The sequence below is a fragment of the Actinocrispum sp. NPDC049592 genome (genome assembly GCF_040675465.1).
GTDB lineage: Bacteria > Actinomycetota > Actinomycetes > Mycobacteriales > Pseudonocardiaceae > Kibdelosporangium.
On record NZ_JBFAPA010000001.1, the window covers coordinates 330,017 to 342,129 of the forward strand.

The window sequence follows — 12,113 nt, forward strand, 5'->3', positions numbered from 1 at the left end:
TTGACCTCAAGCTCGCTTGAGGTCGCATCCTTGGCAGAGAAAATCGGGTGCGCCGGGGGCGTGCGGTCTCTACCGTCTCCGGTACCGGAACCCAACCAGCAAAGGGGCGAGGTATGAGCACGGCCAGGCAGGGTTCGGCCTTCGGAGCTCTCCGTCGCCTCGGCCCCTACCTGAGACCGGTGCGGCTGCCGCTGACCGCGGCGGTGGTCGCGACGATCGGCGCGATGACGGCCGGCCTGCTGATCCCGTTGATGATTCAGGACATCCTGGACGGGCCGGTGGCACGGCACGACACCGGTGCGTTGTTCTGGCCCGTGTTCACGGTGGCGCTACTGGGGACCGCCGAGGCGAGTCTGTTCTACACGCGGCGAAAGCTCGGCGCCGGGCCGACGACCCGCGTCGAGGCCCGGATGCGCGAGACCCTCTACCGGCATCTGCAGCGGCTGCCGATCGCGTTCCACGACCGATGGCAGTCCGGGCAGCTGCTGTCCCGCGCGGTGACCGACCTGTCCACCATCCGCCGGTGGATCGCGTTCGTCGGCATCTTCCTGGTGGTCAACAGCCTCACCCTGCTGGCCGGGCTGACCGTGTTGTTCTTCCTGGACTTCTGGCTCGGCCTGGTGGTGCTGCTCGGCGCGGCGCCGCTGGTGGCCATCTCCACGGTGTTCGAGTCCCGCTACAAGGTGGCCGCGCGGCTGGCCCAGGACCAGGGCGGCGACCTGGCCACCACGGTCGAGGAGTCGGTGCTCGGCATCCGCGTGCTCAAGGCGTTCGGCCGCGGCCCGCACCTGGCCGCGAAGTTCATGCGGCAGGCCGTCGAGCTGCGCGGCACCGAGCTGCGCAAGGTCCGGATCCTGTCGCTGCTGTGGGGCGCGATCGTGCTGCTGCCCGAGCTGGGCATCGCCGGTCAGCTGCTGGTGGGCACGTTCGCCATCAGCGACGGGACGATGACCATCGGCACGCTGGTGGCCGCGGTTGCTGTGGCGGCGTACCTGCGCTGGCCGACCGACTCGATCGGCTGGCTGCTGGCCGAGACGAACCAGACCGCGTCCGCGATCGAACGGTTCTTCGAGGTGATCGACGAGCCCGAGACAATCGCTGACCCGCCCGCTCCTGTTGCGCCGGTGCAGCCTGCGCGGGGGCATTTGCGGTTCGAGGACGTTTCGTTCCGGTACTCCGAGCACGGCCGGGATGTGTTGCGGGGCGTGGATTTGGACATCCGGCCGGGTGAGACCGTCGCTCTGGTGGGCGCGACCGGGAGCGGGAAGACGACGTTGACCGCTTTGGTGGCGCGGCTCGCGGATGTGACCGGTGGGCGGATCACGGTCGATGGGGTGGACGTTGCCTCGATGGCTTTGGACGACCTGCGGACGTTGGTGTCGACGGCTTTTGAGGAGCCGGTGCTGTTCTCGGCGAGTGTTCGGGAGAACATCGCGCTGGGGACGCCGGATGCGACCGATGAGGATGTCCGGTCCGCGCTGCGGGTGGCGCAGGCGGAGACGTTCGTTGACGCTTTGCCCTGGGGGCTGGACACGCGGATCGGTGAGCAGGGGTTGTCGCTGTCGGGTGGGCAGCGGCAGCGGCTCGCTTTGGCTCGGGCGATCGTGGGGCGGCCCTCTGTGCTGGTGCTGGACGATCCACTGTCTGCTTTGGACGTTCATACTGAGGCCGAGGTGGAGCGGGCGTTGCGCGAGGTTTTGAGTGATGTGACGGCTTTGGTGGTGGCGCACCGGCCTAGCACTGTTCAGCTTGCCGATCGGGTGGCGATGCTTGCCGATGGACGGATTGCCGCGGTTGGGTCGCATTCGGAGTTGCTGGCGACGAATCCGGCTTACCGGTCGCTGTTGTCTACTTTGGATGCTGATGAGGAGGTGCGGGCTTCGTGAGCGTCGACGAGTCGTGGCGGGGGGTTGCGGCCGAGGAGGTCGATGAGGTCGACACCAAGATCAGCGCTTTGCTGCAGGCTCGGTCGCGTCGGTTGCTGGGGTCGCTGACGCGGCCTTATGTGTGGGCTTGTGTGCTGGCTTTGGCGATTGTGATCTTGCAGAACGCGGCTTCGATGGCTGGGCCGTTGTTGATCGCGGCCGCGATTGATGATGGTATTCCGGCGGCTATGCGCGGAGACGCGAGCACGCTGGCCTGGTGCATTGGTGCGTATGTCTTCTCGTCGTTGGCCAACTCCGTGTTGCTGGTGACGTTCCAGCGGTTGTCCGGCCGGATTGGGCAGGACATCCTGCGGGACCTGCGGGAGCGGGTTTTTCATCACACACAGCGGCTCTCGCTGTCGTTTCATGAGTCGTACACGTCTGGGAAGGTCATCTCGCGGCTGACCGCGGATGTCGACGCCATCGCGGAGCTGCTCGATGACGGGCTGAACCAGCTGTTGAACGCGGTGCTTTCGTTGGTGGGCATCGGGGTGCTGTTGATGATCCTCGATGTGCCGTTGGCGCTGCTGGTGTTGGCCGGGTTTGTGCCGCTGGTTCTGATGACGCGGTGGTTCCAGCGGCGGTCGAAGCGGTCCTACCGGCGGACGCGGGCGGCGATTGCGAAGATCATCGTTCAGTTCGTCGAGACCATGAATGGGATGCGGGCGGTTCAGGCCTTTCGGCGTGAGCGGCGCAATGAGTCCATTATGGATGGTCTGAACGATGACTATCGTGAGGCGAGTTACCACGCTCTCAGTGCCGTAGCGGCGTACACAGCCTCGGTTCGGTTCGTGGGGAACATCTCGCTGGCGCTGATTCTGGGTGTCGGTGCGTGGCGGGTTACTGGTGGGAGTCTTGAACTCGGTGTGCTGACTGCGTTCACGCTGTACCTGCGCCGCTTCTATGACCCCCTCGACCAGCTCGCCATGGTCACGAACTCCTACTCGTCCGCGAGTGCCGCGCTGGAGAAGATCTCCGGGGTTTTGGAGGAGGCTCCCTCCGTTCCGGAGCCTTTGCGGCCGCAGGCTCTTCCGGATCGCGGCGGCGCGATCACCTTCTCGCAGGTGGAGTTCCGGTACTCGGCTGACAGCCCTCTGGTTCTACCCACCTTCGATCTGGTGATTCCGGCTGGGCAGACCGTTGCCTTGGTTGGGGCCACTGGTGCGGGGAAGTCCACGATCGCCAAGCTTGTTGGCCGCTTCTACGACCCGAGTTCTGGTTCCGTGCGGCTGTCCGGTGTGGACCTTCGTGACGTCGCTGACACCGATCTCCGGCGTCATGTGGTGACTGTGACTCAGGAGAACTTCCTGTTCTCTGGGTCGGTTGCGGACAACATCGCTTTGGGCAGGCCTTCCGCCACTCGGGGCGAGGTCGAGTCCGCGGCGGCTGCGGTGGGTGCGCATGAGTTCATTGCCGCGCTGCCCGATGGGTATGACACTGATGTGCGGAAGCGCGGTGGGCGGTTGTCTGCCGGGCAGCGTCAGCTGGTGGCTTTCGCTCGCGCTTTCCTCGCCGACCCCGCTGTGCTTGTGCTCGACGAAGCCACCTCGAGCCTGGATGTGCCCAGCGAGCGGGCCGTTCAGTCTGCTCTGGAGACTGTTCTGGCTGATCGGACTGCGCTCATCATTGCTCACCGGCTGTCCACTGTGCTCATTGCTGATCGCGTGCTTGTGGTTGATGGTGGGCGGATTGTTGAGGACGGGTCTCCCGATGAGCTTGTTGCCGATGGGCGGGGTGAGTTCGCCGCTCTTCATCGGGCTTGGCTGGATTCTCTGGTGTAGCCAGTCGAACACGGGGTGGCGCTTAAAGACTTCGCTCGCCGCTGTGCGGCTCTTCACCAGCTACGCCTACCCCTTGAAGTGCAGCGGTCAGTCAGTCCACCGATGGGGATAGTTGGTAGGCCGGCATGTTGCCTGCGAGGGCGGTGAAGATGGCGACGTTGTGTTCGTAGGCGCGGATGCTTTCGAGGATCAGGGATTTCTGTTCTGCCGGGGTCCACACTGTGTTCAGCAGTTCCCTGTAGTTGTCTCGGAACTTGGGTGGGCTGGGGATTCGGTCGAAGACGTAGAAGAGGCTGCCGGGGCCGGTGATGTTGTGCAGGTTCTTGAGTTTGACGCGGATTGCTTGGCCGCCTGCGATGTCGCCGAGGTAGCGGGTGTAGTGGTGGGCGACGAATTGCTCTGGGGAGGTGGCGGCGACCTCGCGGATTCTGGCGCAGTAGGCCTCGGTAGCGGGGAGTGGGCGGATCTCTTTTTCCCAGGCAGGGCCGAAGTAGAACTCCATGTCCTGACGCAGTGCGGGGATTCTGGTGAGTTCGTCGAACACGAACTGGCCTGCGGTGGGGTGGTTTCGCATGGTCTCGGCGGCTTCCTCAAGAGCGCCGTAGACGAAGTAGAGCTGGCTCGACAGGGCCGCGAAGGCGTCGACGGACAGCTCGCCGCCGAGCAGGGCCGTGATGAACGGGGAGTGGTTGGCCTGCTCGTGGGCCGGCATCGTCGCAGCTCGGAGGCTCTCCGCGAAGGTCATGCCACGCTCCTTTTCTGACACCGCTGTCAGAAAAGGATAACCGTTAGGGTCGCCTAACTCCAGTGGCACGGAGGATGAACCCCACGGCGGCCTCGACGTCGATGTCTCCGGCGGCCGCGAGAGCGCCCATGATCATCGGGATCAGCGCGTTGATGTCCGCTGACGTCATCTGACCTGCGGACATGCCCTGCGCCAAGATCGTGCGAAGTTCCGATGTGATGGGCGCGACGTGGTCGGACATCTGGGAGTAGGCCTCGGGTGAGAGGACCGCGTTCAGCTTTTCGCCTGGGGGCATGTGGCGGGCGGCGAGGACTTCGAGGTGCATGCGCACGAAGACGGCCAGTGCCTCGACTGGGTCGGTCACGCCGGACAGGGCGGATTGGAGGCGTTGGACGTACAGGGATGTTTCGTGCTCGACGAACGCGACCAGCAGGGCCTCGCGGTCTGGGAAATGGTTGTAGATCGCGGTCCGGCCCACGCCCGCGGCTGTGGCGACGCTCGTGAGGGTAATCCCGTCGAAGCCGCGGGTGTACAGCAACGTCCGCATCGCCTCGAACACCTTGGCGCGCACCTGTTCGCGGTGCGCGGCCAAGGACTCACCGAGAATCTTCGGCATCCTGGAAGGTTAGCCCACGGGCCAGGTGTGCACGGGTTCGCCGGTGTGCATCAGTTCGATGTAGGCGCGGAGCATGCCGGTCAGCGCGGCGTCGCGAGTGGCACCTCGCTCTTCCAGGCGCGCCACGGTGTCACGTTGCCAGGTCGCGCCGTTGCGCCGGGCCACACACCGCTGCTCGATGATGTCGAGGTACCGTTCCCGCGCGGTGTCCGACACCCCGCAGTCGCGCAAACCCTCGTGCGCCATGGGAAGCAGCCGCCGGAGTACCAGCTCGTCGGGTGGGATCCAGCCGATCCCGGGCCAGTACAACTGGGACGACAGCCCGTGCTTGGCCGCCGCGTACAGGTTCTCCTCGGCCGCTTGGAACGACATCTGTGTCCAGAGTGGACGATCTTCCAGCACCAGGGCCCGTTGTGCGCCATAGAAGAACGCCGCGTTCGCCACGAGGTCCACCACGGTCGGCCCGGCGGGCAGCACCCGGTTCTCCACCCGGAGGTGCGGCACGCCGTCCACCACGTCGTACACCGGCCGGTTCCAGCGCCACACGGTTCCATTGTGCAGCCGCAGTTCCCGCAGCTCCGGGGTCCGCCCGGCGGCCAGCGCCTCCATCGGGTCCTCATCGTGCGTGTCGGGCAGCAGGCTTGGGAAGTACCGGACGTTCTCCTCGAACAGGTCGAAGATCGACGTGATCCACCGCTCGCCGAACCACACCCGCGGCCGCACGCCCTGGTTCTTCAGCTCGTCCGGGCGGGTGTCCGTGGCCTGCTCGAACAGCGGGATCCGGGTCTCGTGCCAGAGTGCCTTGCCCAGCAGGAAAGGCGAGTTCGCGGCGAGCGCGACCTGCGGCCCGGCCAGGCACTGCGCCGCGTTCCAGTGCGCGGCGAACCCCTCCGGCTCGACCTGCAGGTGCAGCTGCGCGGAGGTGCACGCGGCCTCCGGCAAGATCGACTCGGCGTAGCTGCGCAACCGGTCCGGCGGGCGGCCGGGCATCGGCTGACCCTCCATGTTGAGCAGCATCTCCTCGCCCCGCGCGGCGAAGATCTGCTCGTTGAGCACGGAATACCGGCTGTTCGGCGACAGCCAGCGGGCGTCGAAGTGCTCCTCCCGGATGGTGGGCAGGATGCCGATCATCACCATGTCCGTGCCGGCGTCGTGCGCCTTGGCATTCGCCTTGGTCAGCAGGCAGCGCACGTCGTGCTCGAGCTCGATCGCCTCGTTGCCGTCCAACGGGCGCGGCGCCACGTTCAGCTCGATGTTGTGCTGCCCCAGTTCGGTGGTGAACATCGGGTCGTCGATCTTCTCCAGCACGACCGTGTTCGTCATGGCCGGCTGCAGCCGGTCGTCCACCAGGTTGAGTTCGATCTCCAGGCCCATCTGCCTGCGGTGAAAGGCGAAACTGTCACTGTTGAGCATCGACGCCAACGCGTCCAGGCAACGCTGGATCTTGCGGCGATACCTCTGGCGATCCTCCCGGGTGTAGGCCCCGGTCGTCACGTCCCTTCCCATGCCGCCTCCCCTTCGCTCGGCTCGGCTGCACCAGCGGGAGAAATAACGTTGACACAGCAATTGTCCGGATAGCTAGCGGCCAAATCGGTGCTGTAAGTCACCTCTGGATGACGCTCCGCGAAAAGTGGTTGGTCCGTACCGGGGATTCCCATCAGCCGGAATTCCTATACATGGGAAGATCCGCGCCATGGCCAGCGTGATCCGGGTGGACGACCCCGCAGACCCCCGGGTGGACGATTTCCGGGACCTCTCGACGGCCGACCGGCGACCCGACCGCCCGGGTGGAAAAGGCCTGGTCATCGCGGAAGGCGTAGTCGTCGTGCGGCGAATGCTCGCGTCGCCCTACCCCGTGCGGGCGCTGCTCGGGGTCGAACGCCGCATCGCCGAAGTCGCGGGTGAAGTCGGCCACACTGTCCCGGCCTATGTGACCTCCGCCGAGGTTATGGCGGAGGTCGTCGGATTTCACCTGAATCGCGGCGTGCTCGCCGTGGCCGATCGCGCCAAGCCGTGGACGCTGGACGATCTGACCGGTTCCCGGCGGCTCGCGGTGCTCGAAGGCGTGGGTGACCACGAAAACCTCGGCGCTTTGTTCCGAAATGTCGCCGCGCTCGGGGTGGACGGGGTTGTCATTGGCCCGGGGTGCAGCGACCCGTTGTACCGGCGCAGCGTGCGGGTCTCCATGGGACACGTTCTCGCCGTGCCGTTCACCACCGTCACGGAATGGCCGGACGCGTTGAAGTACCTGCAAGACAAGGGTTTCCAAGTGCTCGCGTTGACGCCTAGAGCCGATGCCGTCCCACTGAATGAGATCAGGATCGACGGGCCGGTCGCCGTGCTGCTCGGCTCCGAAGGCCCGGGGCTCACCGACGGGGCGATCAAGGCGGCGTCACACGCCGTACGCATCCCCATGGCGGGTGGAGTTGACTCGCTGAACGTCGCCACTGCTGGTGCCGTCGCGTTTTACGCCATCGCAACTGGTTAGCTATGCCCGTGGAGCTGCACACGAACGGTGAGCGAGTCGTGCTCACCGGGCCGGACGCGACGGAGGTCGAGCCCGGCACGATCCCCGGCGAGCTGTCCACCGCGCTGGACGAGTGGGCGCAGGTCGTCGCCGCCATGCAACGCGCCGACGCGCCCGAGGACCCGACCGCGGCCGTGGTCGTGTCCAGACGTGGCCGTCAGCTCGCGGACCGCGTGTCGGCCGCGTTGGGGACCACAGTGCGGTACCACGACCCGTTGACCGGTGAGGTGCTCGTGGTCGACGCCACCGTGACACGGCCCGCGCCGGAGCCCCGGCCACCCGAGCTCACGCCGTGGCTGACCGGGCTGACCGTCAGCGGCATGGTCGGGCTGATCACGTTGGCGGCCGTGGTCACCCTGGCGCTCACGTTGAACGAGACCAGCGCGTTGCTGGCGGTCGGCGCGAATGTCGTGGTGACCGCGGGGCTGGCGCCTTCGGTGTGGCTGGCGCGCAAGGTCCTGGTCTGGCGGTGGGTCGCGCTGGGAGTCGCGGCGGGCCTGGCCCTGGGCTGGGTCGCGCTCATCGTCGTGCTGATCTAACCCCTTGCGTCAAGGGCGCGAACGACACCCTGGAGAAGATCGACGAGGCCCGCGACAAGGGCGACTTCGGCTCGATCGTCGGCCTGCGTGCCCAGCTCAACGCGGCGGCGCCGACGATCCACACCACCCCGCGGATGCTCCGACAAGCGAAGCCACCCAGGTAGAGATGAAGGCCCCGGTCGCCTCAACCGGGGCCTTCACTGTTCCCGAACTGACTGCCGCTCCCACCACGAAGCGGACGTGCTGAGGTTAGCCTACCCTCACTTCCCTTCGCAACCCGACCTCCCGATCGGGCGACGGTCATGCACGGGACGTGAACTTGGCGGTCAGGCGGTAGAAGGCCTCGGTGGGGTCGGTGTCCAGAAGGGACCAGGGCCAGGGGTGGAGGCGGTCGCGCATGGCGTGGAGGTGGGTGGTGGCGGTGGGGCGGTCGTTGGTGAGGGTGCCGGCGGCGGCGAAGATGTTGTGGGCCTCGAAGGCGCGGGGGTGGGGTGCGGTGTCGGTGAGGTACTTGCGGGAAGCGGCGGTGATCAGCGGGGTCGCGGGGCGCAACGCCTGACGCCACGGCTTCGCGCTGCCGGAGTCCAAAGACTGGGCGAGGAAATGGGCGGCGGGCACCACTGCGGTCACCGGATCGCCGGAAGGCGCCGAGGCAAGGGTGTCCATCGCGAACTGCTGCCGCTCCTCGGGTGGGAGCGAGTGCAGGCGGGTCATGAACGCCGGATACAGGGTCGGCGCGCGGGTGATGATCTCCGCCCAGATCGAGTCCTGCTCATCCCGGCCGAAGTCCAGCCCCTGCGCCACGACCAGCAACAACGCCCACACCACGGGGTCGTCTGGGAGTTGCTCGGACGCGGTCATCAGTGGAGCGAGAGCCAGCTGCAACGTCGCCCCGGCCTTCAGGGCACGTGGGATCGACCGCGCCTCCACGATGTACGCCTGAGCCGCGGCCAGCAGCAGGTCGGGGTCGTTGTGGTCCCGCCCCACCTTCGCGACCTGGTCACCGCGGCCCGCGAGCGAGTCTCCGAGCACCTCGACCCGCAACATCCGGGTCTCCGGATCCGGTCGGCACTCCCACAGCACCGTCGACACCGCGCCGAGGTGCCCCTCGGTCAGGGCGGCGTCCAGCTGCGAGTCCTCGTAGCAGTGACCGAGAACCAGCGGGCGCCGAGCGCCGAACAACTTCACACCGGCAGCGTAGTCACGAATACCGGCCGCTCAGCCGGTGGAAAGCCTCGGCCGGGTCGTCCTCCAGGTAGCACCACGGCCAAGGGTTCAGCCGGTCGCCCATGCCGCGCAGGTGTTCGGCCGCGCCTTCGCGGTCACCGGCCAGCGCGCACGCCGCGAAGAACATGTTGTGCGCCTGGTACGAGCGGGGATGCGGCTTCGCGCCGGTCCGCCACTTGCGGCTGGCCTCGGCGATCGGGCCCGCGGCGTCGTGGAACATCCGCTCGGCGAGCCGCCACGGTTTCAGCCGGGACTCCGCCGCCGCGAACAGCTCGAAGTAGGCGATCGGCAGCATCGTCGTCAACGGGCTACCGGGCCGCGCCGAAGCCACGGTGTCCACGGCGAACTCCAGCATCTCCTCGCTTGAGCCGTACCACTTCTCGCACAAGGCCTGCAGTCTGGCCGAGTGGGCCGCGTACAGGTCCGGGGCGCGGTCGACGGCCTGCGTCCAGATCGAGTCCTGCTCGGCGCGGGTGAAACCGAGCCCGCGCGACACCGTCTGCAGCAAGGCCCACGGGACCGCGTCGTCCGGGAGCAGCTCGGACGCCGTCATCAACGGACTCAGCGCCAGCTGCAGCGTCGCACCGAACTTGAGCTTCTGCTGGTGGCTCATCGTCGACGCGGGACCGATGCCCCGGATCCGCCACGCCTCCTCGATGTAGGACGCCCCGGCGACGAGCAGCAGCTCGGGATCCCGGCGGTCGTGCCCGAGCTTGGCGATCTGGTCGCCGTACCCGAACAGGCACGTGCCCAGCCGGTCGGCACGCAACATCCGGGTCTCCGGATCGTGGCGGCACTCCCGCAGGACCGTCATCGACGCGCCGACGTGGCCGTCCCGCGCCTCGGCAAGAGCGGCATCGAGGATTTCGTCCTTGTAGCAGTGATCCAGGATCAGCGAGCGCCGAGTGCTCCTGCCGAACAGCTTCACACGGGCAGGGTATCGAGCCGTTTGGTCCGCCACCGCAGGACGGCGCCGCAGACCACCGCGGCGAGCATGGCCGCGATCCCGCCCACGATCAACGGCGACCGGCCGCCGAACTGGTCGGCGAGCCACCCGGTCATCGGCCCGGCGATCGGGTTTCCGCCCAGGAACACCAGCATGTACAAGCCCATCACGCGGCCGCGCATCTCCGGGCTCACCGACAACTGCACGGTTGTGTTGGCGGAGTTCATGAACGTCATCAGCACGACGCCGACCGGGACCAGCGCGACCGCGAAAGCCAGGTATGTCGGCATAAGCCCGGCAGTCATCTCCAGGAACCCGAAGACCAGCGCCGATCCGAAGAGCATCTTCAGCCCCGGCTTGCTGCGCACCGACCGGCGGGCGGCCAGCAGCGCACCCGTCAACGTCCCGACCGCCAAAGCACTGGACAGCAAGCCATAACCGTCGGCTTCCTTGTGGAACACGTTGGCGGCCACCACAGCCAGGGTCGTGAAGAACGTGATGGCGAACGTGCTCACGCAGAACATCAGGGTCAGCACGACAACCAGGTCGATGCGGCCGCGCACGTACCGGAGTCCTTCGCGCAGCTGGCCTTTGGCGCGTTTCACGGCCGGGCCGCGGTGCAGCTCGGCGGGGTTCATCATGATCAGCCCCGCGATCACCGCGATCGTGCTGACCGCGTTGATCAGGAACACCGGACCGGTGGACACCCACGTGATCATCAGGCCCGCGATCGCCGGCCCGACAACGCGAGCGAGGTTGAAGGAGGAGGAGTTCAGCGCCACCGCGTTGGTCAGCTGGGTGGAACCGACCATCTCACCGACGAACGACTGCCGCGTCGGCGTCTCCACCGCGACGAAACACCCGAACACCAGGCAAAGCAGGTACACCTGCCAGATCCGCACCAGCCCGGTGACGTCCAGAATCCCCAGAACCAAAGCACAAGCGGCCATCCCGGACTGCAGGAAGACCAGCAGCTTGCGCTTGTCCAGCCGGTCCGCCCACACCCCGGCCCACAGCGACAACAACAGCGTCGGCGCGAACTGCAGCGCGGCGGCGATACCGAGGGCGACCGGGTTGTTGCCGGTCAACGTGAACACGAGCCAGTCCTGCGCGATCCGGTTCATCCAGGTGCCGACGTTGGAGATGACCTGGCCGGAGAAGAACAACCGGTAGTTGCGGATGCGCAAGGAGGAGAAGGTGCCGGTGGGCGGTGCCGCTGGTGGCGGTGGTAGGTCTGAGTCGCTGATCGTCTGCTTCTCTCGGGTCCTACCCGCCCCCGCTGTCACCGCTGCATGCCTCCCGAAGGATCCAGGACAGGACCGGCGGGCAAGTTGTTACTGTCCCGCCATTCTGTCGATGATCTCGGCCGCGCGGGACAGGGTCGCCCGCTCGGCTTCGTCCAGTTCGGACAGTCGCGCGTCCAGCCAGGCCTCCCGCGCGGAGATGTCGGCGTCGATGTAGCCGAGGCCCTGCGCGGTGAGTTCGACGATCACCTGCCTGCCGTCGTTCGGGTGCGCGCTCTTGGAGATGTAGCCCATGTCCTCGAGGGCACCGATGACCCGGGTCATGGACGGTGGTTGCACGCCTTCCCGCGCGGCCAGCTCGCCCGGCGTCATCGGGCCGCACTTGTGCAGGCTCGACAGGGCCGAGATCTGGCTCAGCGTGACGGACGCGTTGGTCCGCTGCGCCCGGAGCCGCCGGTTGAGACGCATCACGGCCAGCCGAAGCCGGCTGGTCAGTGCGTGCTCGCCAGCGGTACCGGACACTTGCTTAGCATACCTCATGATTTACATGCAGTTTTGCACGT

11 protein-coding genes and 1 pseudogene are annotated in these 12,113 nt (G+C 66.8%); 5 read left to right on the top strand and 7 right to left on the bottom strand.

Annotated elements, in window-relative coordinates:
• Nucleotides 1–113: 113 nt before the first annotated feature.
• Nucleotides 114–1,886, top strand: a complete 1,773-nt coding sequence (locus AB0J95_RS01545; RefSeq protein ID WP_364750782.1) for an ABC transporter ATP-binding protein — start codon at nt 114–116, stop codon at nt 1,884–1,886.
• On the top strand, nt 1,883–3,706 hold the full coding sequence (locus AB0J95_RS01550) for an ABC transporter ATP-binding protein (protein ID WP_364750784.1): 1,824 nt from the start codon (nt 1,883–1,885) through the stop codon (nt 3,704–3,706). Before AB0J95_RS01545 ends, AB0J95_RS01550 begins: the two co-directional genes overlap by 4 nt.
• 91 nt (nt 3,707–3,797) lie before the next feature.
• Here AB0J95_RS01550 and AB0J95_RS01555 read toward each other — a convergent pair whose 3' ends face one another.
• Genes AB0J95_RS01555 through AB0J95_RS01565 form a run of 3 tightly spaced genes read right to left on the bottom strand, consistent with a single transcriptional unit; the run spans nt 3,798 to nt 6,573 of the window.
• The gene (locus tag AB0J95_RS01555; protein WP_364750787.1) at nt 3,798–4,451 is read right to left on the bottom strand and encodes a biliverdin-producing heme oxygenase; all 654 of its coding nucleotides are present in this window, start codon (nt 4,449–4,451) and stop codon (nt 3,798–3,800) included.
• A gap of 43 nt (nt 4,452–4,494) precedes the next feature.
• Nucleotides 4,495–5,067 (bottom strand): TetR/AcrR family transcriptional regulator, encoded by a 573-nt coding sequence (locus AB0J95_RS01560; protein ID WP_364750790.1) that lies wholly within the window; start codon nt 5,065–5,067, stop codon nt 4,495–4,497.
• A gap of 9 nt (nt 5,068–5,076) precedes the next feature.
• The gene (locus AB0J95_RS01565; protein ID WP_364750791.1) at nt 5,077–6,573 is read right to left on the bottom strand and encodes a glutamate--cysteine ligase; all 1,497 of its coding nucleotides are present in this window, start codon (nt 6,571–6,573) and stop codon (nt 5,077–5,079) included.
• A 187-nt stretch (nt 6,574–6,760) separates the two neighbouring features.
• Here AB0J95_RS01565 and AB0J95_RS01570 point away from each other — a divergent pair, with 187 nt between their 5' ends.
• From AB0J95_RS01570 to AB0J95_RS01580, 3 genes and pseudogenes are all read left to right on the top strand, one after another.
• Nucleotides 6,761–7,555, top strand: a complete 795-nt coding sequence (locus AB0J95_RS01570) for an RNA methyltransferase (protein ID WP_364750793.1) — start codon at nt 6,761–6,763, stop codon at nt 7,553–7,555.
• Between the two features lie 8 nt (nt 7,556–7,563).
• A complete protein-coding gene (locus AB0J95_RS01575) occupies nt 7,564–8,133 on the top strand; it encodes a DUF2537 domain-containing protein (RefSeq protein ID WP_364750796.1) in 570 nt (189 codons plus the stop codon).
• Between the two features lie 8 nt (nt 8,134–8,141).
• Nucleotides 8,142–8,219, top strand: a pseudogene (locus tag AB0J95_RS01580) (superoxide dismutase); the annotation flags it as partial.
• A 214-nt stretch (nt 8,220–8,433) separates the two neighbouring features.
• On the opposite strand, the gene AB0J95_RS01585 reads toward AB0J95_RS01580, so the two are convergent.
• From AB0J95_RS01585 to AB0J95_RS01600, 4 genes are all read right to left on the bottom strand, one after another.
• The gene (locus tag AB0J95_RS01585) at nt 8,434–9,321 is read right to left on the bottom strand and encodes a hypothetical protein (protein ID WP_364750799.1); all 888 of its coding nucleotides are present in this window, start codon (nt 9,319–9,321) and stop codon (nt 8,434–8,436) included.
• 13 nt (nt 9,322–9,334) lie between these two features.
• On the bottom strand, nt 9,335–10,288 hold the full coding sequence (locus AB0J95_RS01590) for a hypothetical protein (protein WP_364750801.1): 954 nt from the start codon (nt 10,286–10,288) through the stop codon (nt 9,335–9,337).
• Nucleotides 10,285–11,553, bottom strand: a complete 1,269-nt coding sequence (locus tag AB0J95_RS01595) for an MFS transporter (protein ID WP_364753391.1) — start codon at nt 11,551–11,553, stop codon at nt 10,285–10,287. The genes AB0J95_RS01590 and AB0J95_RS01595 overlap by 4 nt, the downstream gene beginning before the upstream one ends.
• An 87-nt stretch (nt 11,554–11,640) precedes the next feature.
• Entirely contained in the window at nt 11,641–12,090 is a 450-nt protein-coding gene (locus AB0J95_RS01600) for a MarR family transcriptional regulator (protein WP_364750804.1), read from the bottom strand.
• Between the last annotated feature and the right edge of the window lie 23 nt (nt 12,091–12,113).

Excerpts from the sequence above, each read along its gene's own strand:
- AB0J95_RS01560 (WP_364750790.1), bottom strand. The coding sequence starts at position 5,067 with ATGCCGAAGATTCTCGGTGAGTCCTTGGCCGCGCACCGCGAACAGGTG.
- AB0J95_RS01555 (WP_364750787.1), bottom strand. The coding sequence starts at position 4,451 with ATGACCTTCGCGGAGAGCCTCCGAGCTGCGACGATGCCGGCCCACGAG.
- AB0J95_RS01545 (WP_364750782.1), top strand. The coding sequence starts at position 114 with ATGAGCACGGCCAGGCAGGGTTCGGCCTTCGGAGCTCTCCGTCGCCTC.
- AB0J95_RS01570 (WP_364750793.1), top strand. The coding sequence starts at position 6,761 with ATGGCCAGCGTGATCCGGGTGGACGACCCCGCAGACCCCCGGGTGGAC.
- AB0J95_RS01600 (WP_364750804.1), bottom strand. The coding sequence starts at position 12,090 with ATGAGGTATGCTAAGCAAGTGTCCGGTACCGCTGGCGAGCACGCACTG.
- AB0J95_RS01565 (WP_364750791.1), bottom strand. The coding sequence starts at position 6,573 with ATGGGAAGGGACGTGACGACCGGGGCCTACACCCGGGAGGATCGCCAG.